25 protein-coding genes are annotated in these 26,644 nt (G+C 61.8%); 7 read left to right on the top strand and 18 right to left on the bottom strand.

The window, feature by feature from the left end; translation table 11 throughout:
• Window positions 1-14: 14 nt before the first annotated feature.
• From CEW89_RS10050 to CEW89_RS10035, 4 genes are all read right to left on the bottom strand, one after another.
• Window positions 15-473 (bottom strand): hypothetical protein, encoded by a 459-nt coding sequence (locus CEW89_RS10050; RefSeq protein WP_096805814.1) that lies wholly within the window; start codon window positions 471-473, stop codon window positions 15-17.
• Between the two features lie 65 nt (window positions 474-538).
• Window positions 539-1,252 carry a purine-nucleoside phosphorylase gene (deoD, locus tag CEW89_RS10045; protein ID WP_096805813.1) on the bottom strand — a complete coding sequence of 238 codons (714 nt, stop codon included), beginning with the start codon at window positions 1,250-1,252 and terminating at the stop codon, window positions 539-541.
• 91 nt (window positions 1,253-1,343) lie between these two features.
• Window positions 1,344-2,033, bottom strand: coding sequence for a sulfotransferase family 2 domain-containing protein (locus CEW89_RS10040; RefSeq protein ID WP_096805812.1), 690 nt, complete (start codon window positions 2,031-2,033; stop codon window positions 1,344-1,346).
• 167 nt (window positions 2,034-2,200) lie between these two features.
• A complete protein-coding gene (locus tag CEW89_RS10035) occupies window positions 2,201-4,195 on the bottom strand; it encodes a protein meaA (protein ID WP_096805811.1) in 1,995 nt (664 codons plus the stop codon).
• 392 nt (window positions 4,196-4,587) lie between these two features.
• Here CEW89_RS10035 and ccrA point away from each other — a divergent pair, with 392 nt between their 5' ends.
• From ccrA to CEW89_RS10015, 5 genes are all read left to right on the top strand, one after another.
• The gene (gene ccrA / locus CEW89_RS10030) at window positions 4,588-5,868 is read left to right on the top strand and encodes a crotonyl-CoA carboxylase/reductase (protein ID WP_066710945.1); all 1,281 of its coding nucleotides are present in this window, start codon (window positions 4,588-4,590) and stop codon (window positions 5,866-5,868) included.
• A gap of 310 nt (window positions 5,869-6,178) precedes the next feature.
• A complete protein-coding gene (locus tag CEW89_RS20800) occupies window positions 6,179-6,388 on the top strand; it encodes a hypothetical protein (RefSeq protein WP_155846245.1) in 210 nt (69 codons plus the stop codon).
• Window positions 6,342-7,055 (top strand): helix-turn-helix transcriptional regulator, encoded by a 714-nt coding sequence (locus CEW89_RS10025; RefSeq protein ID WP_066710947.1) that lies wholly within the window; start codon window positions 6,342-6,344, stop codon window positions 7,053-7,055. The genes CEW89_RS20800 and CEW89_RS10025 overlap by 47 nt, the downstream gene beginning before the upstream one ends.
• Before the next feature lie 159 nt (window positions 7,056-7,214).
• Window positions 7,215-7,853, top strand: coding sequence for an acyl-homoserine-lactone synthase (locus CEW89_RS10020; RefSeq protein WP_066710950.1), 639 nt, complete (start codon window positions 7,215-7,217; stop codon window positions 7,851-7,853).
• 30 nt (window positions 7,854-7,883) lie between these two features.
• Complete coding sequence (locus tag CEW89_RS10015; protein ID WP_198403401.1) at window positions 7,884-9,452, top strand: ATP-dependent DNA helicase; 1,569 nt, start codon at window positions 7,884-7,886, stop codon at window positions 9,450-9,452.
• Window positions 9,453-9,504: 52 nt separating this feature from the next.
• On the opposite strand, the gene CEW89_RS10010 is transcribed toward CEW89_RS10015, so the two are convergent.
• From CEW89_RS10010 to CEW89_RS09965, 10 genes are all read right to left on the bottom strand, one after another.
• Window positions 9,505-10,248: a TIGR02186 family protein gene (locus tag CEW89_RS10010; protein WP_198403400.1), complete on the bottom strand. Its 744-nt coding sequence runs from the start codon at window positions 10,246-10,248 to the stop codon at window positions 9,505-9,507.
• Window positions 10,248-11,156, bottom strand: a complete 909-nt coding sequence (locus CEW89_RS10005) for a sulfite exporter TauE/SafE family protein (protein ID WP_066710955.1) — start codon at window positions 11,154-11,156, stop codon at window positions 10,248-10,250. The genes CEW89_RS10010 and CEW89_RS10005 overlap by 1 nt, the downstream gene beginning before the upstream one ends.
• Before the next feature lie 129 nt (window positions 11,157-11,285).
• The gene (locus CEW89_RS10000; protein WP_066710956.1) at window positions 11,286-12,248 is read right to left on the bottom strand and encodes an ABC transporter permease; all 963 of its coding nucleotides are present in this window, start codon (window positions 12,246-12,248) and stop codon (window positions 11,286-11,288) included.
• A 1-nt stretch (window position 12,249) separates the two neighbouring features.
• A complete protein-coding gene (locus CEW89_RS09995; protein ID WP_066710957.1) occupies window positions 12,250-13,347 on the bottom strand; it encodes an ABC transporter permease in 1,098 nt (365 codons plus the stop codon).
• A complete protein-coding gene (locus tag CEW89_RS09990; protein ID WP_096805809.1) occupies window positions 13,344-14,960 on the bottom strand; it encodes an ABC transporter ATP-binding protein in 1,617 nt (538 codons plus the stop codon). Before CEW89_RS09990 ends, CEW89_RS09995 begins: the two co-directional genes overlap by 4 nt.
• Before the next feature lie 7 nt (window positions 14,961-14,967).
• Entirely contained in the window at window positions 14,968-15,972 is a 1,005-nt protein-coding gene (locus CEW89_RS09985) for a BMP family lipoprotein (RefSeq protein ID WP_066710961.1), read from the bottom strand.
• 222 nt (window positions 15,973-16,194) lie between these two features.
• The gene (locus CEW89_RS09980; RefSeq protein WP_238379811.1) at window positions 16,195-16,638 is read right to left on the bottom strand and encodes a GNAT family N-acetyltransferase; all 444 of its coding nucleotides are present in this window, start codon (window positions 16,636-16,638) and stop codon (window positions 16,195-16,197) included.
• A 10-nt stretch (window positions 16,639-16,648) separates the two neighbouring features.
• Window positions 16,649-17,212 carry a NifU family protein gene (locus CEW89_RS09975; RefSeq protein ID WP_096805808.1) on the bottom strand — a complete coding sequence of 188 codons (564 nt, stop codon included), beginning with the start codon at window positions 17,210-17,212 and terminating at the stop codon, window positions 16,649-16,651.
• Window positions 17,213-17,294: 82 nt separating this feature from the next.
• Window positions 17,295-17,759: a DUF2267 domain-containing protein gene (locus CEW89_RS09970; protein WP_096805807.1), complete on the bottom strand. Its 465-nt coding sequence runs from the start codon at window positions 17,757-17,759 to the stop codon at window positions 17,295-17,297.
• Window positions 17,759-18,214, bottom strand: a complete 456-nt coding sequence (locus CEW89_RS09965; protein ID WP_066710968.1) for a universal stress protein — start codon at window positions 18,212-18,214, stop codon at window positions 17,759-17,761. Before CEW89_RS09965 ends, CEW89_RS09970 begins: the two co-directional genes overlap by 1 nt.
• Window positions 18,215-18,609: 395 nt before the next feature.
• Here CEW89_RS09965 and CEW89_RS09960 point away from each other — a divergent pair, with 395 nt between their 5' ends.
• Window positions 18,610-19,194, top strand: coding sequence for a L,D-transpeptidase (locus CEW89_RS09960; RefSeq protein WP_066710971.1), 585 nt, complete (start codon window positions 18,610-18,612; stop codon window positions 19,192-19,194).
• Window positions 19,195-19,319: 125 nt separating this feature from the next.
• Here CEW89_RS09960 and trpS read toward each other — a convergent pair whose 3' ends face one another.
• A complete protein-coding gene (trpS, locus tag CEW89_RS09955) occupies window positions 19,320-20,336 on the bottom strand; it encodes a tryptophan--tRNA ligase (RefSeq protein ID WP_066710974.1) in 1,017 nt (338 codons plus the stop codon).
• A gap of 78 nt (window positions 20,337-20,414) precedes the next feature.
• Here trpS and CEW89_RS09950 point away from each other — a divergent pair, with 78 nt between their 5' ends.
• The gene (locus CEW89_RS09950; protein ID WP_066710976.1) at window positions 20,415-21,113 is read left to right on the top strand and encodes a rhomboid family intramembrane serine protease; all 699 of its coding nucleotides are present in this window, start codon (window positions 20,415-20,417) and stop codon (window positions 21,111-21,113) included.
• A 3-nt stretch (window positions 21,114-21,116) separates the two neighbouring features.
• Here CEW89_RS09950 and murJ read toward each other — a convergent pair whose 3' ends face one another.
• From murJ to CEW89_RS09935, 3 genes are read right to left on the bottom strand one after another with little or no spacing between them, the layout of a single operon-like run.
• A complete protein-coding gene (gene murJ / locus CEW89_RS09945) occupies window positions 21,117-22,658 on the bottom strand; it encodes a murein biosynthesis integral membrane protein MurJ (RefSeq protein ID WP_096805806.1) in 1,542 nt (513 codons plus the stop codon).
• Window positions 22,655-25,477 (bottom strand): [protein-PII] uridylyltransferase, encoded by a 2,823-nt coding sequence (locus CEW89_RS09940; RefSeq protein ID WP_096805805.1) that lies wholly within the window; start codon window positions 25,475-25,477, stop codon window positions 22,655-22,657. The genes murJ and CEW89_RS09940 overlap by 4 nt, the downstream gene beginning before the upstream one ends.
• Window positions 25,437-26,615 (bottom strand): penicillin-binding protein activator, encoded by a 1,179-nt coding sequence (locus CEW89_RS09935; protein WP_066710982.1) that lies wholly within the window; start codon window positions 26,613-26,615, stop codon window positions 25,437-25,439. Before CEW89_RS09935 ends, CEW89_RS09940 begins: the two co-directional genes overlap by 41 nt.
• Window positions 26,616-26,644: the final 29 nt, after the last annotated feature.

The raw sequence follows: 26,644 nt of genomic DNA, 5'->3' as shown, positions 1-26,644 counted from the left end.
CGTTTTTAAAAGACTTAGCGGGTCCAGAGCGTGGAGGCCGATCCTGTCGTCCGATCAATGGTGTAGCGCGTTTCTCCGGTGGGGCAACAGCGCGGCTCGCCGTCTTTCAACGTGGTGAGGGTCACCTCGATCCGGTCGGGATAAAAGGCGGCGTCTCGGGGACCATGGCCCCAGATTTGTGAAATCGGGCCAAGATAGGTGAACTGCGGTCCGGGTTGGTTCAGCGCATAGCGCCCCACGGCAATGCTGACGCTGCCCGCCGATCCCTCGATCCATTCATAGATAAAGCCAAGAGCTTCGGTGGCCTGTGCCGGATCGGGATGGTTCGGGAAAAAATACGAACCTTCCACGTGCGCGGGTTTATTTGCGAGCGTCTGAAACAGAACGGCATCGAGATTGGGCCAGTCCTGAGCCTGAAGCGAAAGCGGCAGGGTGGCGAGGGTGAGGGCGAAAGCTTTGGCAAGAAAGGACATGGGGACGACCGGGGCACTCTTTTGGAAATCCGTTTTTCCAAGAGTGCCCCGGAGCGGCAGTGCAATCAAGCCGCGAAGGCTGCCTCAAGCGCGATCTCGACCATATCGCCGAAGCTCTTTTCGCGCTGGTCCGACGGCAGGGCCTCATGGGTCAGCAGGTGATCGGAAACGGTCATGACGCCCAACGCGCGCACGCCATGACGGGCGGCAACGGTATAGAGCTCGGCGGCTTCCATTTCGACGCCCAGAATGCCGTGGCGGATCATCACCTCGTCGAGATCGGGACGTTCGGCATAGAAAATGTCCGAGGAATAGATATTGCCGACATGGACGCCGGTGTCCTTCTGACGCGCGGCGGCAACAGCGGCCTCCAGAAGGCCGTAATTGGCACAGGGCGCGTAGTTGATTTCCTTGAAGAACCCGGCCGACGGCGTGGTGCCCATGGTGGTGGCGGTCATGGCGATCACCACGTCGCGCACCTTGATATGGTGCTGCATCGCGCCACAGGACCCGATGCGAATGAGCGTCTTGGCACCATATTCGGTGATCAGCTCATTGGCGTAGATCGAGATCGACGGCATGCCCATGCCGGAGCCGTGAATGGTCACCGGGTTGCCCTTGTAGGTGCCGGTGAAGCCCAGCATACCACGCACCTCGTTCACCAGTTTGATGTCGTCGAGATAGGTCTCGGCGGCCCATTTGGCGCGGTAGGGATCGCCCGGCATCAGGACGGTTTCGGCGATGTCGCCAATGGCTGCGGAAATATGGGGGGTCGGCATGCTGTCCTCGCGATAAATCTCTTTGAGGCCATAAAGCCAGCCCCGGCGAGGATTGTATAGATTGCAACCGCGGTTTTTGTTCCGTTCTGGTTCAGAAGCTATAGCCGAAATATGCCAGGTCCCGGGCATAGAAGTCTTCGAGCAGGGCGCGGGTCTTGTCGTCATGGGCGAGGCGATAATCCTGTCCCATGGGCGAGGCCTTTTGCACATGGAGCGTGCCAAGCTCCGGAAAACCGATCTTCTGACCGATGCGGGTGATCGCCTCGGTGCGGTTCTCGAAGCGGAAAATCTCGGTGACCAGTGGGGTGCCCTCGGCATCGAGCACGAAATCGCAGGCGGTGCGGCGCAGACCGAAATAGCCCAGATAGGGGGTCGCGGGCGAGGCCTCGACATGGCGGGCGACGAATTCGGCATAACTCCAACTGGTCGGAAGATCGCCGCATTTCTGCATGTAATTGTAAAAGGACAGGAGCCGCTCGAACGGATTGCGTACGATGCTGAAGCTGTAGAGGCTGGCCCAGACCTTGGGGCCGGTGATTTCCTGCATTTCACGGGCGCTCAGATGTTCGGGCAGGACCTGCTCTGTCGCATGTTCCGCCTCGATCACGTTGCGCTTGCCGTGAATGGGGCCAAATCGCTTGCCAAGCTCGGCCCGGATCGAGGTCGAGGAGGTGCGGGGAATGTCGATGAACCAGAAGCCGGTTGCGTCGATTGCCCTGGTGATTTTCCTGTTGCGATAATGGGTCTCGATCCGGCGGAGCGATTTTTGCAGATGTCCCATCCCGGCTCTCTCTTCAACTTCTGGGTGGAGAGGCCTCTAACGGTGGAGACGACCGGGGTAAAGGAGACAATCCGGTGGTGGGCTGGTTTCCTCTCATGCAGAAGAACGAAGCCCGGCCACGCCGCAAGACGTGACCGGGCCGTGTGACATGGGGAGGTCTGGCGCGTTTACTCGGCGGCCTGTGCAGCCGGATCGACCAGGGCGACAATGTCGAACATGATGCGGTTCAACTCGAAATCCTTGGGCGTATAGACACGGGCGATGCCGATGGCGCGCAGGTGCTCGGCGTCCTCTTCGGGGATGATGCCGCCCGCGACCACGGGGATGTGAGCCAACCCCGCCTCCTTCATCTGCCGCATCAGCTCCTCGAGAAGCGGGATATGCGAGCCCGACAGGATCGACAGCCCCACCACATGGGCATCGTCGGCCTTGGCGGCGGCGACAATCTCGGCGGGGGTCAGGCGGATGCCCTCATAGGCGATGTCCATACCGCAATCGCGGGCTCGCGCGGCGATCTGTTCGGCGCCGTTGGAGTGGCCGTCGAGACCGGGCTTGCCGACGAGGAACTTGAGCTTGCGGCCCAGAGAGGCCGATACGCGGGCGACCTCTTCGCGGATCTCGTCCAAGCCCTCGGTGCGGTTCGACGGGTTGGCGGAGACGCCGGTCGGGCCGCGATACTGGCCAAAGGCCGCGCGGACCACGTCGCCCCATTCGCCGGTCGTGGCCCCCGCTTTCGCGGCTTTGATCGAGGCTGGCATGACGTTGACGCCGTTGGCGGCCGCCTCCCGCAGCTCCTTGAGAGCGGTTTGCACCGCCGCTTCGTCGCGGGTTTCGCGCCAAGCGGTGAGGCGGGCGATCTGGTCGGCTTCCGCCTTCGGATCGGCCTTCATGATGCCCCCGTCGCCTGCGGTGAGCGGCGAGGGTTCGCCGGTGGTCCATTTGTTGACGCCGACGACGACGGTCTCGCCCGCCTCGATCCGCGCGATGCGTTCGGCATTGGCCTCCACAAGGCGAGATTTCATATATTCGATCGCCTCAATCGCGCCGCCCATACCGTCGAGCGTTTCCAACTCGGCACGCGCACCGTCTTTCAGCTCGGCCACCTTGCGCTCCACGGCGGGGTTGTTGTCGAACAGGTCTTCATATTCCAAGAGGTCCGTTTCATAGGCGAAAATCTGTTGCATCCTGAGCGACCATTGCTGATCGAAGGGACGCGGCAGGCCAAGCGCCTCGTTCCAGGCAGGCAACTGCACCGCGCGGGCGCGGGCGTTTTTCGACAGGGTCACGGCGAGCATTTCGATCAGGATGCGATAGACGTTGTTTTCCGGTTGCTGCTCGGTGAGGCCCAGCGAGTTGACTTGAACGCCATAGCGGAAACGACGGAATTTCGGGTCCTCGACGCCGTAGCGTTCGCGGGTGATCTCATCCCACAACTCGACAAAGGCGCGCATTTTGCACATCTCGGTGACGAACCGGATGCCTGCGTTCACAAAGAAGGAGATGCGTCCAACCATATTGGGGAAGGCCTCGGCAGGCACTTTCTCCTTCAGGTCGTCCAGAACGGCGATGGCTGTGGCGAGAGCGAAGGCCAGTTCCTGCTCCGGCGTCGCGCCCGCCTCTTGCAGGTGGTAGGAACAGACGTTCATCGGGTTCCATTTCGGCAGATGCTCGCGCGTATAGGCGGCCACATCCGTGATCATCCGCAAAGACGGGCGCGGCGGACAGACATAGGTGCCGCGCGACAGATACTCTTTGATGATGTCGTTCTGCACCGTGCCCTGAAGCTTGGAAATATCCGCGCCTTGTTCCTCTGCGACCGCGATATAGAGCGCGAGCAACCAAGGCGCCGTGGCGTTGATCGTCATCGAGGTGTTCATCTGTTCGAGCGGAATCTCATTGAACAGCATCCGCATGTCGCCCAGATGCGCGACCGGCACACCGACCTTGCCCACTTCGCCCTTGGCCAGCTCGTGATCGCTGTCATAGCCGGTCTGGGTCGGCAGGTCGAAGGCGACCGACAGGCCGGTCTGCCCCTTGGACAGGTTGGTGCGATAGAGCGCGTTGGAGGCTTTGGCGGTCGAGTGCCCCGCATAGGTGCGGAAGAGCCAAGGACGATCTTTGGCTGGACGCTCCTTTTTCACCTCATGTGCCGTCTCGGTCATCGCAAGCCTCCCCTTCGCGTGTCAGATCTGTTGCGTGCAACAATATTTCTCAGAATGTCTTATGCGTGGAATAATGTGCCAATGTCAATTCGCCGCAACGCGGCGGAGCAGGAAAATTTCATGGTTCTCCATGTGACGTAAGGATATTTCTTTCTGAATTTTCAGATGAGAGCTTTGATTTATTTGAATTTATCATGTTTTTCTGCGTTTGCTCGGTTATATAATTTCAAAAATGATAGCTACAGCATTGCATAATTGCTTTCATGAGCGTATCACCATGTCAGACGCTGCGATTCTGCATCGCGGCACAGGAGGGTGTTTCAAGGCAAGCTCAACCGGGGTCAGGAACGCGACCCAGAGCCAGGCTTGAGAAGAAATTTGGAGGACACGACATGGCGCTCGACACCAACCAGCCGGCCTATGAGGCCGAAGAGAAAGAGCTCTACGAGATCGGGGAAATCCCGCCGATGGGCTATGTGCCGCCGAAGATGTACGCTTGGGCGATCCGGCGCGAACGTCACGGCGAGCCGGAAACCTCCTTCAAGAACGAGGTGGTGGACACGCCGAAACTCGACAGCCACGAGGTACTTGTCCTCGTGATGGCGGCGGGCGTGAACTACAATGGCATCTGGGCCGGTCTCGGTGTGCCGATTTCCCCTTTCGACGGTCACGGGGCGGAGTATCATATCGCGGGGTCCGATGCCTCGGGCATCGTCTGGGCCGTTGGGGATCGCGTCAAAAACTGGAAAGTGGGCGACGAGGTCGTGATCCATTGCAACCAAGACGATGGCGACGATGAAGAATGCAACGGCGGCGATCCGATGTACTCCCCGTCCCAGCGTATCTGGGGGTACGAGACGCCGGACGGCTCTTTCGCGCAGTTCACCCGGGTGCAGGCGCAGCAACTTCTGCCGCGTCCGAAGCATCTGAGCTGGGAAGAGAGCGCGTGCTACACACTGACGCTCGCGACCGCCTACCGGATGCTGTTCGGCCACGCGCCGCACGATCTGAAACCCGGTCAGACGGTTCTGGTCTGGGGCGCTTCGGGCGGGCTTGGGTCGTTTGCGATCCAGCTTGCCAAGGCGGCAGGCGCGCATGCGATCGGGGTGATCTCCGGCGAGGACAAGCGCGATTTCGTCATGGGGCTGGGCGCCAAGGGCGTCATCAACCGCAAGGAGTTCGATTGCTGGGGGCAACTGCCGACCGTGAACACGCCGGAATATGCCGCGTGGTTCAAGGAAGCGCGCAAGTTCGGCAAGGCGATCTGGGACATCACCGGCAAAGGCAACAATGTCGACATGGTGTTCGAACACCCCGGTGAAGCGACCTTCCCGGTGTCCTCCTTCGTTTGCAAGAAGGGCGGCATGGTGGTGATCTGTGCGGGGACCTCCGGGTTCAACTGTACTTTCGACGTGCGCTACATCTGGATGCACCAGAAGCGTTTGCAGGGCTCGCACTTCGCCCACCTGAAACAGGCGGCTGCGGCCAACCGTTTGGTGATCGACGGCAGGATCGACCCTTGCATGTCGGAGGTCTTCACCTATGACGAGATCCCTGCGGCACATATGAAGATGCTGAAGAACCAGCACAAGCCGGGCAATATGGCGGTGTTGGTGCAGGCGCCGAAAACCGGGTTGCACACGCTGCAGGATGTGCTTGACGCCGGCAAATAAGGCCATCCCGTCAGCATCTGACGTCATGAAATGTCCCGCCCTTTCGTCAAGAGGGCGGGATTTTTTTGACTGTTGGATTTGCGCAACTATGGGTTGATCTCGGCCTTGACCGGGAATCGGGCATTGCGATTCTTGAAATTGTCGGCATCTCCCTTCTCAAGCCCGTGAGAATTAACGGAATATTTGAATTCATTCAGTTATCTGATTCTGCCTCGCCATTTATGGGGAGGGTGAAACCGCGAATACCAAAATGCAAATTCGATGCCTAAAGTTGAAAATGCATCCACGCGAACGCCGAAAGAGGGTTTACATGCGCAACGATTGGATTCTTGATGTACTCACAGATCTGCGGACATTCGCGGAGCAGAACGGGCTGAAATCGAGCGCCGAACAGATTGCGGATACCTGTCTTGTCGTGGCCGCGGAACTGTCGAACAAGGATCAGGCCGCGTTGTCAGAACAGGCGGGGGTGCATGGCGACGGAGTTGCAAGACTTTCTGGAGGTTATTCAGCAAGTTGACACGTTTGAAGGGTTTCAGGAGGCAACCGTCGGGCTGCGTGATCTCCTGAACATCACCCATGTTGTTTACCATTGGGTAAACAGCGTGGGCGAACGGTTCGGCGCCGGCACCTATTCCTCGGACTGGGTCGATCGTTATCTCGAAAAAGACTACCTGCGGATGGACCCGGTGCTGTTCGGCTGTTTCCAGCGTTTCACCCCCGTGAACTGGAAACAACTGGACTGGTCCTCGAAGGCGGCCAAGGCGTTTTTTCGCGACGCGTTGGATCACGGGGTCGGAAATCAGGGCTACACCATCCCGTTGCGGGGGCCGAACGGTCAGTTCGCCCTGTTGAACCTCAATCACAATGCCACTGACGACCAATGGGAACGGTTCATCTCGCGCTATGAGCGTGACCTGATGATCGTGGCACATGAGTTCAACAAGAAGGCGCTGTCCTTCGATGCTCCGGGAGAGGTGCAGAGCGGCCCGGCCCTGTCGCCCAGGGAAACCGCGGCCATCACGCTGATCGCCAGGGGGCTCAGCCGGGGGCAGGCGGCGGCGGAGATGGGTATTTCCGAGCACACGCTCAGGGTCTATATCGAATCGGCCCGGCACAAGCTGGGGGCGATGAACACGACCCATGCGGTGGCGCGGGCGCTCTCCTTGGGGTTGATCATCGTCTGAGTGCCGATTGACGTAGGGTTGTGCGGATTTTCTGCCAAAAAATGCTCCGAAAGCGCTCCTGCGGCGCTGCAAAGGGGCTGCGCACGCTGTGGCTAGGATATGGTTAACTCTTGGACGCTAGCGTCCAGTCAAGTTGACGGAGACAGGAGAGATATCCCAATGCTGCGCTATATTTACGGACAAGACCTTTGCCATTTCCCGCTGCTGCGCGACACCATGTTCCGGGACCGCGCCGACCAGTTCAAACGCCGTCTCGGATGGGACGTGCATGTCAATGCGGCGGGCGAGGAACGTGACGAATACGACGAAATCAACCCGCTCTATGTGATCTGGCAGAAAGCCGACGGCACCCATGGTGGCTCGATGCGCTTTCTGCCGACGACGGGGGACACGATGGTGAACGATCACTTCCTGTTCCTGACCGACGGGGTTCGGATCGAAAGCCCGTTCATCTGGGAATGCACGCGATTCTGCCTCGCTCCCGGTGCGGATCGCCAGGTGACCGCCGCGCTGACGCTCGGCGCGGGGGAGATCATGGAGGAATTCCATCTCAAGCATTTCGTCGGCGTGTTCGACCCGCGCATGGAGCGCATCTATTCCCTGATGGGGCTCAAACCCGATGTGCTCGGCCGCTCGGGCGAGGGCCGCGAGGCGGTCGGTGTCGGGCTTTGGGAGATGCACGAGGATGTGTTTGTCCCGACGTTGGAAAAGGCCGGGATCGACCGTGAGACCTCGAAACGCTGGTTTCATGACGCCTTCGATCATCCCTTTGTCGAGGATCGGCGCGCGATCGCCTGATCCCTCTGGCGGACCCTGCGGGGGACCTTTATGGTTCCCCGCATGACGCTGACCTTCTCCACCGATCAGGCCGAAGCCTTTGATGCCATCACCTCGATGCTCGCACGTGTGGGGATCGACCTTGAAGATGGGATCATCACGCCGCAAGCCGCGGTGACGAACCAGCTCTGTGCCGTGATCGGCAAGGCCGGGTCGGGCAAGACGCTTTTGCTTTCAGAGCTTTACAAGGCACTGGACGCGGCAGGCGTGGAGATCGTCTCTGGCGATTGGGAAGGCAAAAAGCGCAAGGAACGGCGCACGCTGGCCATCCTCGCGCCGACCAACAAGGCAGCCTCCGTGCTGCGCTCGCGCGGCGTGCCCGCGACGACGATCCACCGCATTCTCTACACTCCGGTCTATGACCCGGAATATGAGGCCATCGCGGAATGGCTGGCGGGCAATGGCAACCGACCCGATCTCGAGGGGCTCAACATCGAGGGGTTGACCGACGCGGCGCTCGACCGGGCCTATGCGTTTTATCAGAACAACAAATCCATCCCCGGCGCGCTGGCGGCGGCGGGGCTTCGGGGGTCGGATTTCATCACCGGTTGGAAACGTCGCGAAGATCCGCTCGACATCGGTTTCATCGACGAGAGCTCGATGCTGGACAAACGCCAGTTCGAGGATTTGCAGGAAATTTTTCCAACGCTGGTGCTGTTCGGCGACCCGGCGCAGCTCGCGCCGGTGAACCAGTCGGGCGAGATGGTGTTCGAGAGCCTGCCCGAGGAAAAACAACATATCCTGCACCGCATTCACCGGCAGGAAGCGGACAGTCCGATCCTCGATCTGGCGCATGCGCTGGCAGACCCGCAACTGAGTTTCGAGCAATTCGAACGTATGATCGAAGACGCCGCGCGGCGCGACGACCGGGTGGTCTATGCGCAAAGGGTCGAAAGCGATCTGATGGCGCGCTCGCCGGTTCTGGTCTGGCGCAATGCGACGCGCATTCGGTTGATCCAGGCGTTTCGCAAAGTGTTTGACGCGCCAGAAGATGCGCTTTTGCCCGGCGAGCCGCTGATCTGCGACGGGATCGAATTGCCGATGAAGCATCGCAAGAAACGCCTCGATCTTGAGGCGCGGGGGCTGATCAAAGGCGCGCAGGTGGTCTATCTCGGGCCGGGGCGCAAGCCGGGGTTCTCGCGGCTGCATGTGATGGGGGCGGAGGACCCGAACATCTCGGCGGCCTCCATCGTGAAAATCGAATTCCCGGACGAGGAAGAGCCGTTCATCCCCTACGCGGCTCGTATGGGGGCGGCGTTTTTGCATGGGGCGGCGGTGACGATCCACAAGGCGCAGGGCAGCCAGTGGGAGAATGTCCAGGTCTTCGCCCCCGATCTTTACGCTGCTGCGCGGGCCGGACGGACGGAGGCGGGGATTCCCTTGTGGAAACGTCTGGCCTATGTGGCGATCACCCGGGCGGAAACGCGGCTTTTCTGGGTGACGCGGTCGATGCTGGCAAAGCCCTCGGGGCCGCTGTCCATCGCCGATCTGACCGCGAAAACGGCCGCGCCTCTGAAGCTTGAGCCGCAGACGGACATGGGATTCGACAAGGACGTTTGAAGCGCCGGGCTTTTCACCTGAGACATCCCGGAGAAAGGCCGACCGCTTTGCTTCAACGCCGGATCAGGCGGAACACCTCGGAAGCGGCCCAGCCGGAGAGCGCGGCGATCGCCAGCGCCATGAGGCCGTAGATCAGCGCCTGAGAATAGGCGAGGTTGTAGAGCCAGCGCTCGATCCCGACCTTCTGGACATTGATCGAGGTGCCGTAGCTGTCGATCACTTCACCGTCGCGGACAAGGAAAATCCGCGTGGCATAGGCGCCTTCGACGATGTTGGCGGGCAGCGCGATGGAAGTGTCGAACAGCGTGTCGGCGCTCAATACGACCTCGCCCTCGCGGGTGCGGTAGAGATCGTCTTTTTGCCGCAGTTCGATCAAGGCTTCGCGCGCCGGGTTGCCACGCATGGCGGGCAGGATGCGTTTGTCGGCGGTGATCTTCCAAAGGCTGTCGGTCAGGGGCGGCAGGATGTCGGCAATCGGACGGGTCGAGGCGACGGTGTAGAAGGTCGGCGTATGGCCGATGACCTGGGCCTCGACATTGATCCAGATGCCGAACCGGCGATCCTTGCGGCGGATGGTTTCCACCTGTTCCGGTCCGGCGACGGTGATGATCACGTCGAGCGGACTGTCCGTCGGGACGGGCTTGTCACGCTTCACCGCGCCGAACACGAGAATTTCGGAGCCGTCGAAATTGGCGTTTACAGAGACGCGGGTCTGCGACAGGGCGGCGACCACCTGTTCGGCCTGCGCGCCAAAGGGCAGGAGGCAAAGGAGGAGAAGGGCGAAAATCCGAGACATCACGACCCCAGCGAATAGAGATCTTTGGGCGGGATCAACAGGTCGATCCCGAGCTTGAGGCAAACGGCGAGCACCAGAAGGGCAAGCGCGATGCGGAGCTGTTCGGCTTTGAGTTTCAGCCCGATCTGGGTGCCGATCTGCGCCCCGATGACACCGCCGACCAGCAGGAGGAAGGCCAGAAGCACATCGACCGTATGGTTGGTGTAGGCGTGCAGCAGCGTGGTGAACCCGGCGGTGAAGATGATCTGAAACAGCGAGGTGCCGATCACCACCTTGGTGGGCATGCCGAGGATGTAGATCATCGCAGGCACCATGATGAAGCCGCCGCCCACGCCCATCACCGCGCCGAGCATGCCGACCATGACGCCGACGGCGATGGGCGGAATGGCGGAGATATAGAGCCCGGAGGCGCGAAACTTCATCTTGAAGGGCAGGGTGTGGACCCAGAGGTGTTTTTTGCGCGCGGGACGTCCGCCGGGGCGGCCTCTGGCGCGTCTGATCGCCCGGATCGACTCGATCAGCATGAGAAAGCCGATGATGCCGAGAAAGACGACGTAACAGAGCGTCACCAGCAGATCGACCTGCCCAAGCGCTTTCAGCATGTTGAAAATCTGGATGCCGATGGCGGAGCCGACAAGACCGCCGATCAGCAGAACCACGCCCATCTTGATGTCGACGGTCTTGCGCTTGAAATGCGCGAGCACGCCGGAGACGGAGGAGGCGACGATCTGGTTGGCGGAGGTGGCGACAGCCACGGCGGGCGGAATACCGACGAAGAACAACAAGGGCGTGATGAGAAAGCCGCCACCGACGCCGAACATGCCGGAGAGAACGCCGACGATACCGCCCAGCCCGAGAAGGGTGAAGGCGTTGACCGAGACTTCTGCGATGGGGAGGAAAATCTGCATGTGCGGGTCTTTCGCGTCGGCTTTCTTTCAGCAATGCAATGATTTGCCGGGCGCGTCAAATCAAGAGCCGGGGCGGCGATGTAAAAAACGGGCCCGAAGGCCCGTTTTCAGAAGGGCTGAAACGGGGTTTCAGCGTTCCTTCACATAGGATTGACCGCTGGCGCGCGGCGGGATCGCCTTGCCGACGAAACCGGCGAGGATGATCACGGTCAGGATGTAGGGCAGGGCCTGCATGAACTGCACCGGGATGACGATGTCGCCCAAGGCGATGGATTGATAGCGGTTGCCGATGGCCTCCAGAAGGCCGAACAGCAGCGTCGCCCAGAGCGCATACCACGGACGCCATTTCGCAAAGATCAGGGCCGCGAGTGCGATATAACCACGCCCCGCCGACATATCCTTGACGAAACCTGCCGCCAGAGAGGCGAGATAGGTGCCTGCCAGACCGCAGAGCACACCGGCGATCACCAGAGCCGCGTAGCGCAGGCGCACGACGGAGATCCCGGCGGTGTCCACGGCGCTGGGGTTTTCGCCCACGGCGCGCAGGCGCAGACCGAAACGGGAGCGATACAGCACCCACCAGGACAGCGGCACCGCCAGAAGCGCCAGATAGGTGAGCGCGGTGTGGCCGGAGATCAGCTCGTCATAGGCCGGACCGATCACCGGGATTTTCGCCATGGCGTCGGAGAAGGGCAGGTTCCACGGGGCAAAACGTCCGTCACCGCTCAGGGACGGGGTGCGCCCGCCGAGTTGGAACCAGCTTTGGCCGACGACGACGGTGAGACCGGCGGCGAGAAAGTTGAGCGCCACGCCGGAAATCAGTTGATCGCCCTTGAAGGTGATCGAGGCCAGCCCGTGGATCATCGAGAAGGCGAGAGAGCCCGCAACCCCTGCCAGAAGCCCGATCCAGATCGAGCCGGTCACGGCGGCGGCTGCGCCGGAGAGGAAGGCGGCGATGAGCAGCTTGCCCTCAAGCCCGATGTCCACCACGCCCGCGCGTTCGGAAAACAGACCGGCGAGGCAGGTCAGAAGCAGGGGCGTCGCGAGACGCACGGAGCTGTCGAGGATCTGGATGATCGTGAGATAGTCCATCTTACGCCTCCTTCTTTTTGCTGAACGCGAGGAACAGCTTTTCAAGCGGCACCCGCACCATGTTGTCGAGCGCGCCGGTGAACATGATCACCAGCGCCTGGATCACCACGACCAGCTCGCGCGGGATCGATTCCCAGAATGCCAGTTCCGCACCGCCCTGATAGAGGAAGCCGAACAGGATCGAAGCGAGGAAAATGCCGATCGGATGGTTGCGTCCCATGAGCGCCACCGCGATGCCGATGAAGCCCGCGCCCTCGACCGCGTTGTCGATCAGGCGCTCGGCCTCGCCCATCACGTTGTTGATCGCCATGAGACCGGCGAGCGCGCCGGAGATCAGCATGGCGATGATCACGATCCGCGCTGGATTGATCCCCGCATATTTCGCCGCCGATTCCGACTGGCCATAGGCGCGGATTTCATAGCCGAGACGGGTGCGCCAGATCAGCACATAGAAGGCGACGGAGGCCAGAATGGCCACGAGGAAGGACATGTTCGCCGGCGCGTTCTTGTTGAAACTTATGCCGAAGGGGGCCAGCATTTCATGGAAGGTCGGCAGGTGTGCCCCTGCCGGGAAACGCGCGCTCTCCGTGAGCATGGAGCCCGGCACTTTGAGGATGTTCAGGATGACATAGCCCACCAGAGCGGCGCCGATGTAGTTGAACATGATCGTGGTGATGACGATATGGCTGCCGCGCTTGGCCTGAAGCCAGGCCGGGATAAAGGCCCAGGCCGCGCCAAACAGCGCCCCGCCGATCATCGCCGCCGGAAGCGCGAGCGCCCAGTGCGGCCACGGCACCGAAAGGCAGACCAGCGTGACGCCAAGCCCGCCCAAGGTCGCCTGCCCCTCGCCGCCGATGTTGAACAGCCGGGCGTGATAGGCGACCGCCACGGAGAGACCGGTGAAGATGAAGTTCGTGGCGTAGTAGAGCGTGTAGCCGACCCCTTGGGTCGAGCCGAACGCGCCCTGCACCATGGTTTTGATCGCCATGATCGGATCTTTGCCGATGGCCCAGATCACCACGCCGGAAAAGAAGAAGGCGATCAGGATGGAGATCAGCGGAATGAGGATGGCATCCGCCCATTTCGGCATTTTGCTCATTGGTCTGCCCCCGCCGTCTCATGTTTCGTGTCGGTAATCCCGGCCATCATCAGGCCAAGCTCACCCTCGTTGGTCTCGGCGGGGATGCGTTCGCCCATGATCTGGCCGTCGAACATGACGATGATCCGGTCAGAGAGCGACAGGATTTCATCGAGTTCCACGGAGACCAGAAGGATCGCCTTGCCCTGATCGCGCAGCGCCACGATCTGTTGGTGGATGAATTCGATGGCGCCGATGTCGACGCCGCGGGTCGGCTGACCGACCAGCAACAGGTCCGGGTTGCGCTCGATCTCGCGGGCCAGCACGATTTTCTGCTGGTTGCCGCCGGAGAAGGATTTCGCCTCGAGCTTCGGGTTGGGCGGACGGACGTCGAATTTGTCCATGCTGCTCTGGGTCATCGCCTTGATGCCCGCATTGTCCATCAAAAGCGCGTTCTTTTGGTATTCCGGCGCGTGGTGATAGCCGAACACCATGTTTTCCCAAGCCTGGAATTCGAGGATCAGACCCTCGTCATGGCGGTCCTCCGGCACATGGGCGATGCCGCGTGCGCGGCGGGTCTGGCCGTTCGAGTGCTTGCCGGAGAGGTCGATCTCCTGGCCGTTCATCACGACCTTGCCGGTGCCGTTCTGATAGCCGCCCAGCACCTCCAGAAGTTCGGTCTGGCCGTTGCCCGCGACGCCCGCGATGCCGACGATCTCGCCTGCGCGCACCTCGAAGGACACGCCCTTGAGGCGCTCGACCTTCTGCTCGTCGATGACGCGCAGGTTCTCGATCTGAACCACCGGCGCACCGGGGGTGGCCGGTTTCTTGTCGACATGCAGCAAGACCTTGCGACCGACCATCAGCTCGGCCAGTTCCTCGGGCGAGGTCTCGGAGGTCTTCACGGTGGCGGTCATCTCGCCGCGGCGCATCACGGAGACCGTGTCGGTGATCTCCATGATCTCGCGCAGCTTGTGGGTGATCATAATGATCGTCTTGCCCTGTTCCTTCAGCCCTTCGAGAATGCGGAAGAGGTGATCGGCCTCGGCAGGCGTCAGAACGCCGGTCGGCTCGTCGAGGATCAGGATGTCCGCCTGTCGATAGAGCGCCTTGAGAATCTCGACCCGCTGCTGGTGGCCCACGGAGAGTTCTTCGATCAGGGCGTCCGGATCGACGGACAATTCATATTCGTCAGAGAGTTGCTTCAAAAGCTTGCGGGCTTTTGCCAGAGAGGGCTTCAACAGCCCGCCGTCTTCGGCACCGAGAATGACGTTTTCCAGAACGGTGAAGTTTTCCACCAGTTTGAAATGCTGGAACACCATGCCGATGCCGGCGGCGATGGCGGCCTGGCTGTCGGCGATCTGGACCTCTTTGCCGTTGATCAGGATCTGGCCGCTGTCGGCCTTGTAGAACCCGTAGAGGATCGACATCAGCGTGGATTTGCCCGCGCCGTTCTCGCCGATGATGCCATGGATCGAGCCCTTGGCCACCGAGATTGCGATGTCCTTGTTGGCCTGTACCGGGCCGAACGCTTTGGAAATGCCGCGCAGCTCGATCGCAGGGACAGAGGGGGCGGTGGCGGATGCGGTGGGGGCGACAGTCTCCTGCCGCCCCGCCTCGTTCTGAGCGCTCATGTGAGACTTACTCACCCGGTTTGTCGAAGGCCGGGCAGGTTTCGTCGGACATGTAGTCATGCACCACGACCTCGCCGGAGATGATCTTCGCGGTGGCGTCGTCCATCGCGGCTTTCATTTCCGGGGTGATCAGGGCTTCGTTGTATTCGTCGATGGCGGCACCGACGCCGTCATTCGCGAGCCCCATAACGAAGAGACCGGTTTCCAGGTCTTCGCCCTGCATGAAGGCGTCATAGACGGCGTTGTCGACGCGCTTGACCATCGAGGTCAGGACGTGACCCGGCTGCAGGAAGTTCTGGTTGCTGTCGACGCCGATGGCGAGCATGCCCTCGTCCGCTGCGGTTTGCAGCACGCCGAGACCGGTGCCGCCCGCCGCCGCGAAGACCACTTCGGAGCCAGCCGCTTTTTGCGCGCGGGTCAGCTCGCCGCCCTTCACCGGGTCGTTCCAGGCTTCGGGCTTGGTGCCAGTCATGTTGACGATGACCTTGCCGTCGGGTTTCACGGATTTGAAGCCCTGAGCATAGCCGCAGGCGAATTTGGAGATCAGCGGGATGTCCATGCCGCCGACGAAGGAGACGGTGTCGCCTTTCGCGGCATAGGCGGCGGCGATGCCGACGATATAGGAACCTTCCTCTTCCTTGAACACGATGGAGCGCACGTTCGGTGCGTCGGCCACGCCGTCGATGATGACGAATTTCGTGTCCGGGAAGTCGGGAGCCACGGTTTCGAGCGCGGTGGAGAAGGAGAAACCGGCCATCACGATCGGGTTGAAACCGTTTTCGGCGAAGCGACGCAGCGCCTGTTCGCGCTGGGCGTCGGATTGCAGTTCGACGTCACGATAGGAACCGCCGGTTTCGGCTTTCCAGCGCTCGGCCCCGTTGTAGGAGCTTTCATTGAAGGATTTGTCGAACTTGCCACCGAGGTCGAAGATGATCGCCGGGTCGGCCAGAGCGGTGCCGGAGGTCAGCGCCAGAGCGGCGGCTGCGCCGAGAAAGCTTTTCATCAGGGTCATGGTAATCTCCCGTTCAGGTACTTGTATTGGGGGCATCCCATGCCGCCTCCGGGACCTTTCCCGCAGCGGTCACGTCATGACCCGTGTAAGCGCGCAACACGCGCACCTTGACCCGGATTAGGGCGTGTCCCTGTCCGGGGGTCAATACACATTTTACCATATTTGACCAATCGGTCGCAGTTCCTCCGGGGATTGCGGGTCTGCGCACAGTGTGACGTAGGGTTACGTCTGTTTTATGCGCTTTGTGAACACCAGAGCGTCGATTTTCGGCCCTTCGGGGGGGGCGTAATAGCCCTTGCGCCGCCCGGATTCGCAATAACCTTCCGAGAGATAGAGCGAAATCGCGACGGTGTTGTCGGTGGCGACCTCGAGAAAGGCATCCTCTGCGCCGCGCGCGCGGGCTTCGGCCTCGTAGTCCTGCAAGGCAAGCCGTCCGAGGCTGCGACCTCGGGCCTCGGGGGCGACGGCGAGGGTGAGAAGCTCGGCCTCTCCCGCCACGGCGCGCCCGAGGGCGAAGGAGGGGCCCTCGCCGGTCACCAGAAACACGGTGGGAGACGTAAGAAGGTCCGCGAATTCCTTCGCGGACCAAGGGCGTGGTGTGGTGAAACAGGCCGCATGCAGCGCGGCCAGATCCTCCGGCGTCAGATCGGACACGCGAGTGGCCACGCGGTCGATCTCAGGCCGCGACCGGGCGCACTTCGAGCACTTCGGGGATGTAATGGCGCAGCAGGTTTTCGATGCCCATTTTCAGCGTGAGCGTCGAGGAGGGGCAGCCCGCGCAGGCGCCCTGCATATGCAGGTAGACGATGCCGCGATCGAAACCGTGGAAGGTGATGTCGCCGCCGTCCTGCGCCACAGCCGGACGCACGCGGGTGTCCAGAAGTTCCTTGATCTGCTGGACGATCTCGCTGTCCGGGCCGTCGTGATCGGCATGACCGGCAGGGGCGGTGCTCTCGCCCTCCATCACCGGGTCTCCGGATTGGAAATGCTCCATGATCGCGCCGAGGATCGCCGGTTTCACATGGTCCCAGTCGGTGGCTTCGTCTTTCGTGACGGTGACGAAATCGGAGCCGAAGAACACGCCGGTGACATTGCCGACCTTGAAGATGCGCGTGGCCAAGGACGAGGCGGTTGCGGCCTCGGGCGTGGTGAAATCCGCCGTGCCGGTTTCCAGAACGGTCTGGCCGGGCAGGAATTTCAGCGTGGCGGGGTTCGGCGTGGATTCGGTCTGGATGAACATGGCGCGTATTCCTTAGTGATCAGGTCGGATATGCGCTTTTCAGCGCCGAAAGTCAATATTTAGAACGGTTCTAAACCGGATGTCAAATGATCCGCTGTTCGAGATCGCGGGGGCTGACCCCGGCGACATGCCAGAACGTGACCGCCTCGGGCCCGATTTGCGCCAGCACGCGTTCGAGATCGCGATGGTTGCAATGGCGCCAGAGCGCATAGGCCGTAGCCTCGATGACGTTCAGGGGCGTGATATTATGCTCCTTGCGCACCGATTGCACCTCGCGGATCATCTCCGCCCGGCTGCCGAAGGGCAGGGGGACGGCATCGACCCGCCAGTTGTAAACCAGCATGGCACGCAGCGTCGAGGGGATGACATCGCCAAAGGCGATCACCTGGGGCGGGGTCAGGCGGCGGCGAAAACATTGCAACACGCCATCGACGGCGGTGTAGGTCATGTTGTCGCTCTCCATGACATGACCCATGCGGTCCTTGGCGTCTTTCAGGAAGGATTTGAACTCCTTTTCCGAATGGCGATAGGTCCAAGGCATGGGCATCAGGTGACGGCCTCCAGCCGTTCCTTCGACATTTCGCCGGGCACAAGCGTCATCGGGATCGGCAGGAAGCCCGCCTGTTTCGACATGGCGCTGACCAGCGGGCCGGGGCCGGATTTTTCCGTGCCCGCGCCGAGAACCAGCACCCCGATGGAAGGGTCTTCCTTGATCTGGGCCAGAATTTCGTGCACCGCCTCGCCTTCACGGATCACCAGTTCGGGGTCGATGCCCTGACGGTCGCGCATCCATTTGGCGAAGACCTCGTAATGGGCGACGATGCGCTCGCGGGTCTCCTCGCGCATCAGATCGGCAACCCCGATCCAGTGGTTGAACTCTTCGGGCGGGATGATCGACAGGATGGTGACGCCGGCGCCGGTCTTCGCGGCGCGCATGGCGGCAAAGCGCATGGCGTTGAGACATTCACGGCTGTCATCGAGGATGACGAGAAATTTGCGCATTCTGGCCTCGGTCCTGAGTTCTTCTGTCCCGACACATGCGGGGCGGTTTGCGGCGATGATGACCGAGCGGGACGCCGGACGCAAGCACGGGAACGGGGGCGGCAAAGCAAACCCCCGGCACTGGGCCGGGGGTCATATGGGCTCTGATCCGTCGGGGAAAACGATCAGCTCGCAAACACCGGGCGCGTAAGGGCGAGCGCTTTGGGCGGGGACGGGCCTGTTTCCGATGCTGCACTTACGAACCTTACGGGGGGATTGAATCCCTAATGTGACATTGTCGCCGCGATTTCGGTGTCGAAGCTGGACTAACTGCTTCGTGATTTGTGGTGAGCCGGTGCGATAGGGTTCATACAGGGCAATTCGACAACAAACGATACCGGACAGAGGATGATGCCATGACCGTGATGAAACGTCGCAGTTTTCTTGCCGCCGCGCTGACCGCGCCCTTTCTCGCCCGTGCAGGCTTTGCCGAGGAGATCGGCCTGACCCTGCCGGAGGAGATGAAGACCCCGCAAAACGCCCGGAACAATATTTCGAGCTTTCGCACCATCGACTGGCGCGACCATTTCGAGACCCTCGGGCAGGGGGCGATCGTTGCCGACACGGTGAGTCGCGCGCTGCATTTTTGGGATGCGGAAGGGGGTTACAAGCTTTACCCGACCTCCGTTCCGATTTCGGACGAACTGACCCGGCGCGGCTATACCTCGGTGATCAAGAAGGTGAAGAACCCGACCTGGACGCCGACCCCCTCGATGCGCGAACGCGACCCGAGCCTGCCTGTGACGGTGCCTGCCGGGCCTGCGAACCCGCTTGGGGTACGGGCGCTCTACCTGTCCTGGCAGTATTACCGCATTCACGGCACCCATGACACGCGAAAGATCGGGCGGCGGTCGTCGGACGGGTGCATCGGGCTTTACAATGAGCAGATCGTCGATCTCTACGACCGGGTGGCCGTGGGGACGCAGGTCAAGCTGGTCTGAGTATTTTCCGCACAAAGGAAACGGAAAGGGCGCCGCAATCGGGCGCCCTTTGTTTTTGGGAAGGGCCGCTTTATAGCACACGGACCCCATGTCGCCCCAAAGGGGCGACGGGTATCTCGTAAGCGTCAGCGCACGAAGCCCATGATCTCGAAGGTCTTGTCGAGGATCGGATCGGCGATCTCTTTCGCCTTTTCCGCGCCCTTGGCGAGGATGCGGTCGATCTCGGCGGGGTCGTTCATCAGGCGGGCCATCTCGGTCGAGATCGGCGCGAGTTTCTCGACGGCCAGTTCGGCGAGTGCCGGTTTGAACGCGCCCCAGCCCTGACCGCCATAGACCGCGAGAACCTCTTCGCCGGTCATATTGGCGAGACCCGCGTAGATGTTGACGAGATTGCGCGCCTCGGGGCGGTCCGCCAGACCTTCCATCTCCTCGGGCAGTGGCTCGGGATCGGTTTTGGCCTTTTTGAACTTCTTGGCGATGGTGTCCGCGTCATCGGTCATGTTGACGCGTTCCATGTCGCTTTCGCCGGATTTGGACATTTTCTTGGTGCCGTCGCGCAGGTTCATCACCCGCATCGCCGGGCCTTCGATCACCGGTTTGCATTCCGGGAAGAAATCGACCTTGTAATCGTGGTTGAACTTGTTGGCGATGTCACGGGTCAGTTCGACGTGCTGCTTCTGATCCTCGCCCACAGGCACGTGGGTGGCGTGGTAAACCAGAATGTCGGCAGCCATCAGGGACGGGTAGGCGTAGAGACCCAGGGAGACGTTTTCGGCATTCTTGCCCGCCTTGTCCTTGAACTGCGTCATGCGGTTCATCCAGCCGACGCGGGCGACACAGTTGAACAGCCACGCGAGTTCGGCATGGGCCGGGACGCGGCACTGGTTGGTCAGGATCGAGCTGTCGGGATCAATGCCCGCAGCAAGGTACCCGGCGGCGACTTCGCGGGTGGCGTGACGCAGATCCTCGGGGTCTTGCCAGACGGTGATCGCGTGCATATCCATCACGCAATAGATGGTTTCGAACTCACCGCCCTGCATATCCACGAAGCGTTTGATCGCGCCGAGATAGTTGCCGAGGGTGAGCCCGCCCGAAGGCTTGATCCCCGAGAAGACGCGGGGGGTGAAGGCAGGCTTGTCCATCTGGAACTCCGTCACTGGATTAATAGGTGATCGTGGCTTACCTATGCGGGACGAGAGCGTCAAGGAAAGGCCCGTTCAATGTCCGATGATCCCGAGTATTCCCGCCCGGAAGTGCCGTTTAACGCGCTGCCGCCGATGGTGATCGCAATTGCGCTGGTGCTGGGCGGGATCGAGCTGGCGTTTCAGGCCGGGGCGTTCGGGCTGATCGGTGGGCCAGATGCGATCGGCTGGCGGATTGCCGCCATCGAGGATTACGGTTTCTTCGATGCGATCTTCGAGGCGATGCGGGCGCAGGGCACATGGCCGTTCGAGCATGTCATGCGGTTTTTCACCTATGCCTTCGTGCATTATTCCATGCTGCATGCGCTGATGGTCATCGTGTTCATTCTGGCGCTGGGCAAGATGGTCGGCGAGACCTTTGGCAATTTTGCCGTGCTCCTGATCTTCGTGGTGTCGACGCTTGCGGGATCGTTGGCCTATGGGCTGGTCCTCACCACGAATGTGCAACTCGTGGGCGCCTATCCGGCGGCTTACGGCTTTATCGGTGCCTATACTTTCATCCTGTGGCTGGGGCTGGGCCGAATGCAGCAGAACCAGATGCGGGCCTTCACGCTGATCGGTTTGCTGATGGCGCTGCAACTGGTCTATGGGCTGCTGGGCTGGGGCTCCGGCGATTGGGTGGCCCGTCTCGCCGGGTTTGTCATGGGGTTCGTAACGGCGGCGCTGATGGTGCCGGGGGCGTTTGGGCGGATCATGACGCGGCTGCGCCAGCGCTGAACGTCAGCCGCCGCGTTTGACGGAGCCTTTCAACTCGGCAAACCGCGTCGCGCCAATGACATGAGCAATGCCGAAATAGCCGACGATCCCGATCGCGACGAGCAAAAGCGTGCCTAAGCCGCGCGACAGCTCGAACACGGGTGAAAGCCCGATCTCACTGCCCCAAAGCAGGGCCCCCATCAGCAGGGATGCGATCAGGATACGCGGCGCGCGGCGGATCAGCCGGGCGTCGGCATGGACTTCATCGCCCATACTCTTCTTGCCGAACCACAAGAGCGCGACCATGCCCCAGGCGGCCAGCGTCGTGGCAACGGCGGCGGCGAGGTAGCCGATGACGAAGGACAGGCCGATGGCCACCACCGCGTTGATCACCATGGCGTAAAGCGCGAAACGGAACGGCGTCTTCGTGTCCTCGCGGGCGAAATACAACGGTTGCAGCACCTTTTGCATGACGAAGGCCGGGAGACCGAGGCCGTAGATCATCACCGCGAGCGCGGTCTTATGGGCATCCTCTGGGGTGAAGGCGCCGCGCTGGAACAGGAAAGAAATCAGCGGTTCCGGGATGACGATCAGCGCGATGGCGGCGGGCACCGTGAGCAGGAGCGCAAATTCGAAAGCCCGGTTATAGGCATGGCGCGCGCCCGCGTGATCCCCGGCCTGAAGGCGGCGGGAGAGATCGGGCAGGAGCACGATGCCGATGGCGATGGCCACGACGCCGAGAGGCAATTGATAGAGCCGGTCGGCGAGGTTGAGATACTGAAGCGCACCGTCCTGCGAGAAGGACGCGACCTGACGCCCGATCAGGAGGTTGATCTGAACGACGCCGCCCGCAAGTGCTGCGGGGCCCGCGAGGATCAGAAGCCGTTTCAGCTCCGGCGTCATGCGCGGCAGGCGCGGGCGCAGATTGAAGCCGATCTTGGCAGCCGCAGACCAGACCACGGCAAGCTGAGCGGCCCCCGCGACCGGTACGGCCCAGATCAGCGCGCGATCCACCGGCAGGCCGAATTTTGCGGCACCGACCATGGCGACCGAGAGCACGACATTGAGCAATACCGGGGCTGCTGCGGCGGCGGCGAAGCGCCCGGTGGCGTTCAGCATGCCGGAAAACAGCGCGCCCATGGAGATGAACAGCACATAGGGGAAGGCGATGCGACCGAAATCGACCGCCATGTCGAACCGCCCGTCGCCGATGAACCCGGCGGCCATGGCCGTCACCAGAGCGGGCATGAACAGCGTCGCCAGGAGCGTGAGCACGATCAACGCCGTGGTCAGGACCGAAAGTGTGTTCTCGGCAAAGGCTTTGGCATCCTCTTCGGCCTCAACCTTCTTGGCAAAGAGCGGCACGAAGGCGACGTTCAGCGTGCCTTCGGCGAAGAAGCGGCGGAACATATTCGGGAGCGAGAAGGCCACGACAAAAGCCTCCGCAGCGGGGCCCGCGCCGAGATAGGCGGCGATCAGGGCGTCGCGCACGAAACCCAGGACGCGGCTGAGCAGGGTCCAGCCGCCAACGGTGACAAAGCCCCGGACGAGGCGGATCGGTTTCATTCGGAATGGGCCCGTTTCGCGCCGGTCACGATGGCCTCGCGTAGTTTCTTCTCAAGCGATTTGCGTTTGGATTCGGCATGGAGTTTCATCCCGAACATATCCTTCACATAGAACACATCGACCACCTGCGCGCCGTAGGTGGCGATCTGGGCGGTGACGATGGAAATGTTGTTTTCGGCCAGAACCCGAGTCAGATCGTACAAAAGCCCGGGCCGGTCGCGCGTGTCCACCTCGATGATGGTGAAGATCTCCGATCCTTCGTTGTCGAAGGAAATCGAGGTCGGCACGTCGAATTTGCTCTCGCGTTTCTTGATCTTGTCGCGGGATTTGAGCGCATCCTTGGCCAGAACCTCGCCGCGCAGCGTCTTGTCGATCATCTGACGCAAGCGTGGCAGCCGGGTGGTCTCGAACGGGTTGCCGTCCTTGTCCTGGATCCAGAACACGGCCGTGGCGTAGCCGTCCTTCGAGGTATAGGTGCGGGCATCAACCACATTGGCACCGACAAGGGCAAGAGCGCCCGCGAGACGCGAGAAAATCCCGTGGTGATCGGCCAGTGCGAAACAGGCGCGGGTGGCGTCGCGATCTTCGTCCTGATGCAGGTCGATGCGAATCTCGTCGGGCTGAATGTCGCGCAGAAGCCGGGCGAAAATCTCGTGCGCAGCAAAGGGCAGGCCCTGCCAATAGGTGCTGTAATGGCGCTGCAACTCGGTGCGTTTGTCGGTGGCACTCCAGTCGGTTAGCCGTGCGCGCAACTCTTTCTTGGCCTCGCCTTCGCGGGCGTCGCGGTTGATCTCCTCGAGCCCGTGTTCGAGCGCATAGGCGGTCTGCGTGTGCAGGTTGCGGATCAGCGTGGCTTTCCAGTTGTTCCAGACGCCGGGGCCAACGCCGCGAATGTCGCAGACGGTCAGCACGGTCAAAAGGTCGAGCCGTTCGCGCGTTTTCACCGCCTTGGCGAAATCGCGCACGGTCCGGGGATCGGCGATGTCGCGTTTCTGGGCGATGTCGGACATCAGAAGGTGATAGCGGACCAGCCATTCGACGGTTTCGCATTCGGCGGGCTTCAATCCCAGACGCGGCGCGACCTTGCGCGCGATCTGGGCGCCGATCACGGAATGATCCTCGTTGCGGCCTTTGCCGATGTCATGCAGCAGCATGGCGATGTAAAGTACCCGGCGGTTGATCCCGGATTTCAGAATGCGAGTGGAAACCGGCAGGGCGTCTTCCAGCTCGCCGCGTTCGATCTCCGCGAGGTTGGAGATGACCTGAATGGTGTGCTCGTCTACCGTGTAGCTGTGGTACATGTTGAACTGCATCATCGCGACGATGTGCTGGAACTCCGGGACGAAGGCCCCGAGGACGCCCAGCTCGTTCATCCGGCGCAGCGAGCGCTCCGGGTTGCCGTGTTTCAGCAAGAGGTCGATGAAAATCCGCTGCGCCTCGGGATCGGTGCGCATGTCGTTGTCGATCATGCCGAGATTGGCCGAGATCAGCCGCATCACGTCCGGGTGCAAAAGGTAGCCGGTGCGCAGGGCCTCCTCGAAGATCCGCAGAAGGTTGAGCTTGTCTGACAGAAATGCCTGACGGTTGGGGACATTGAGCCGGTTGTGCACCAGCTCGTATTGATCGCCGATCTTGCGGCGGCGTTTGAACAGACGTTGCAGCGCCGGTTCCTGTTTGACGTGCTGCGCCTCAAGCGAGGTCAGGAAAATCCGGGTCAATTCGCCCACACGGGTGGCGTGGCGGAAGTAATCCTGCATGAAATGTTCGACGGCGGGGCGACCCGAATGGTCGATATAGCCCAGCCGGTCGGCGACCTCGACCTGCATGTCGAAGGTGAGCTGATCCATCGGACGTCCGGCGATCAGATGAAGCGCATTGCGCGCCGCGTGCAGGAAGGTCTCCGCCTCCTCGAACTGGCGATATTCCTCCGGGGTGAAGACGCCGGCCTTCACCAGATCGGCGGCATTGCGCACACCATGGACGTATTTCGCGATCCAGAACAGCGTGTGCAGGTCCCGAAGCCCGCCCTTGCCTTCCTTGATGTTTGGCTCCACCACATAGCGCTGACCGCCCTGTTTGCGGTGCCGCGAGGCGCGTTCCTCAAGCTTGGCTTCGATAAACTCACGGGCGGTATTGCGGAACAGCTCGTCGCGCAATTGCTGATGCAACTGGGTCGCGAGCTTGCGGTTGCCCGCCAGGAAGCGCAGTTCCAGCATGGCGGTGCGGATGGTGAAATCTTCGCGCCCGAGCCGGATACAGTCGCGGATCGTGCGGGTGGAATGGCCGACCTTGAGATGCAGGTCCCAGAACATGTAGAGCATGCTCTCCACCACGCTTTCGATCCAGCCAGTGATCTTGTGCGGCGCGAGGAACAGAAGGTCGACGTCGGAATAGGGTGACATCTCTCCGCGCCCGTAACCGCCTACGGCAAGAACCGCGATGCGTTCGCCCTCCGACGGGTTCGGGTTCGGGTGCAGCCGGGTCATCGCGGTGAACAGCACCGAGGTCACGAGGCAGTCGGTGAGCCAGGCATAGGCGCGCAGCGCGGGGCGGGCGTTGCGCGGGGCCTCGGTCATGGCGCTGGCGATGGCGGTGCGACCGCGCGCCTGTGCTGCATCGAGAACCTTGACAGTGGCCTTGCGCAGGGCGGCGGCGTCGGAGGCCTCCTGCCAGCATGCTTCAAGCGCTGCGGCGACCTCGGCCACGTTGAAAATCGCCTCTTCGGCACAGATCAGTGTGCCCGGTGGGGTCGGAAGGAAACTGGCGAGTGCCGGGGTCTCAGAACCCGGCGCCACCGAAGGCTCTTGGTGCAGGGTCAATCTCGATTACCTGATTGTTTTGGATGGTCGCGATGGAGAGACCGCGTTCGTTGGTGCCGTTGGTGCGCAGGCGGAAGATGCCGTTCACGCCGACGAAGCCGGAGTTGCGGGTCAGCCCCTGCACGGTGAGCGCGTTCTGGTCGCCGGATTTTACCAGCGCGCCGATGGCGGCGATGCCGTCATAGGCGAGGCCAGCTAACGCATGCGGCGCCTGACCGTAGGTGGCGCTGTAATGGCCGGAGAAATTCGCGGTGAGTTGCTGGTCGGGAATGGCGAACCAGCTGTCTTGCAGTCCCGGCAGACTCAGCGCCGAGGCAGGCACGTTCCAGCGTTGCAGGCCGATATATTGCGGGTTGGGCGATTTGATGCCGTTTTCCGGCAGCATCTGCGCCAGAAGCGGCATGGCGCCGTCATTGCCGGAGGTGAAGAAGATGGCATCGGCCCCCGAGCTGCGGGCCTTGGAGGCGATCGGCTGGATCGCCTGTACGACGCCCTGCTGGCTCATCTCGAAGCTTTGCTCTGCGGCGAGGGTCGCTCCCCGGCGCGAGATCGCGGATTTGATCGCGCTCGCGCCGGCGTTTTCCGCGGCGCTGTTGCCATTCACAACCATGATGCGGCTTTTGCCATTGGTGCGGGCATAGGACACCAGACGGTTGGCGGTGTTCTCGAAGGTCGGGCCGAGGATGAAGACGTTGCCGCCCGCGATTTCGGGGTTGTTCGAGAAGGACAGGACGTTGATCCCGGCATTGGCGGCGGTGAGGCCCGCGAGTTTGGCGGAGCCGCCATAGACCGGGCCGAGGATGATCTTCGCACCATCGGCGACCGCCTGGGAGGTGGCGGCGGCGGCACGTTCGGCCTGGCCGCCCGTGGGGTAGACCCGCAGGTCGATGGTTACACCGTCGAGATCGGCCATGGCGAGGCGCGCGGCGTTTTCAAGCGAGGTGGCCAGCGCGATATCCCCGGCGCTCGATGATTCGTAGGGCACGAGAAGGGCGACAGGCACCGGTTTCGTCGTGTTGATCGTCGGACCGCCCCCGACCGGGAAAGCCCCCGGATCACAGGCGGCTAGGCCCAGAAGGGACAGACCGAGCGCGAATTTGGCGAGCGACTTGCGGGCGGCGCGCAGAACGGCGAACATGGGGGAAACCTCACTCCTGACGGCAAACA

The sequence above is a fragment of the Celeribacter ethanolicus genome, from assembly GCF_002407265.1.
GTDB classification, from domain to species: domain Bacteria; phylum Pseudomonadota; class Alphaproteobacteria; order Rhodobacterales; family Rhodobacteraceae; genus Celeribacter; species Celeribacter ethanolicus.
Note: the sequence above shows the minus strand (reverse complement) of the source record. Positions and strands in the feature narration are given on the sequence as shown.

Bases quoted from the DNA above. Each gene is read 5' to 3' on its own strand.
- CEW89_RS09965 (WP_066710968.1), bottom strand. From the start codon at position 18,214: ATGCGCAAATTTCTCGTCATCCTCGATGACAGCCGTGAATGTCTCAAC.
- CEW89_RS10000 (WP_066710956.1), bottom strand. From the start codon at position 12,248: ATGGACTATCTCACGATCATCCAGATCCTCGACAGCTCCGTGCGTCTC.
- CEW89_RS10005 (WP_066710955.1), bottom strand. From the start codon at position 11,156: ATGCAGATTTTCCTCCCCATCGCAGAAGTCTCGGTCAACGCCTTCACC.
- CEW89_RS10015 (WP_198403401.1), top strand. From the start codon at position 7,884: ATGGTTCCCCGCATGACGCTGACCTTCTCCACCGATCAGGCCGAAGCC.
- CEW89_RS09985 (WP_066710961.1), bottom strand. From the start codon at position 15,972: ATGACCCTGATGAAAAGCTTTCTCGGCGCAGCCGCCGCTCTGGCGCTG.
- CEW89_RS10050 (WP_096805814.1), bottom strand. From the start codon at position 473: ATGTCCTTTCTTGCCAAAGCTTTCGCCCTCACCCTCGCCACCCTGCCG.
- CEW89_RS09970 (WP_096805807.1), bottom strand. From the start codon at position 17,759: ATGCCCATGCCTTGGACCTATCGCCATTCGGAAAAGGAGTTCAAATCC.
- murJ (WP_096805806.1), bottom strand. From the start codon at position 22,658: ATGAAACCGATCCGCCTCGTCCGGGGCTTTGTCACCGTTGGCGGCTGG.
- CEW89_RS09995 (WP_066710957.1), bottom strand. From the start codon at position 13,347: ATGAGCAAAATGCCGAAATGGGCGGATGCCATCCTCATTCCGCTGATC.
- CEW89_RS10025 (WP_066710947.1), top strand. From the start codon at position 6,342: ATGGCGACGGAGTTGCAAGACTTTCTGGAGGTTATTCAGCAAGTTGAC.
- CEW89_RS09975 (WP_096805808.1), bottom strand. From the start codon at position 17,212: ATGTTCATCCAGACCGAATCCACGCCGAACCCCGCCACGCTGAAATTC.
- CEW89_RS09950 (WP_066710976.1), top strand. From the start codon at position 20,415: ATGTCCGATGATCCCGAGTATTCCCGCCCGGAAGTGCCGTTTAACGCG.
- CEW89_RS10010 (WP_198403400.1), bottom strand. From the start codon at position 10,248: ATGTCTCGGATTTTCGCCCTTCTCCTCCTTTGCCTCCTGCCCTTTGGC.
- CEW89_RS09960 (WP_066710971.1), top strand. From the start codon at position 18,610: ATGACCGTGATGAAACGTCGCAGTTTTCTTGCCGCCGCGCTGACCGCG.
- CEW89_RS10020 (WP_066710950.1), top strand. From the start codon at position 7,215: ATGCTGCGCTATATTTACGGACAAGACCTTTGCCATTTCCCGCTGCTG.
- CEW89_RS20800 (WP_155846245.1), top strand. From the start codon at position 6,179: ATGCGCAACGATTGGATTCTTGATGTACTCACAGATCTGCGGACATTC.
- CEW89_RS10035 (WP_096805811.1), bottom strand. From the start codon at position 4,195: ATGACCGAGACGGCACATGAGGTGAAAAAGGAGCGTCCAGCCAAAGAT.
- trpS (WP_066710974.1), bottom strand. From the start codon at position 20,336: ATGGACAAGCCTGCCTTCACCCCCCGCGTCTTCTCGGGGATCAAGCCT.
- CEW89_RS09935 (WP_066710982.1), bottom strand. From the start codon at position 26,615: ATGTTCGCCGTTCTGCGCGCCGCCCGCAAGTCGCTCGCCAAATTCGCG.
- ccrA (WP_066710945.1), top strand. From the start codon at position 4,588: ATGGCGCTCGACACCAACCAGCCGGCCTATGAGGCCGAAGAGAAAGAG.
- CEW89_RS10040 (WP_096805812.1), bottom strand. From the start codon at position 2,033: ATGGGACATCTGCAAAAATCGCTCCGCCGGATCGAGACCCATTATCGC.
- CEW89_RS09990 (WP_096805809.1), bottom strand. From the start codon at position 14,960: ATGAGCGCTCAGAACGAGGCGGGGCGGCAGGAGACTGTCGCCCCCACC.
- deoD (WP_096805813.1), bottom strand. From the start codon at position 1,252: ATGCCGACCCCCCATATTTCCGCAGCCATTGGCGACATCGCCGAAACC.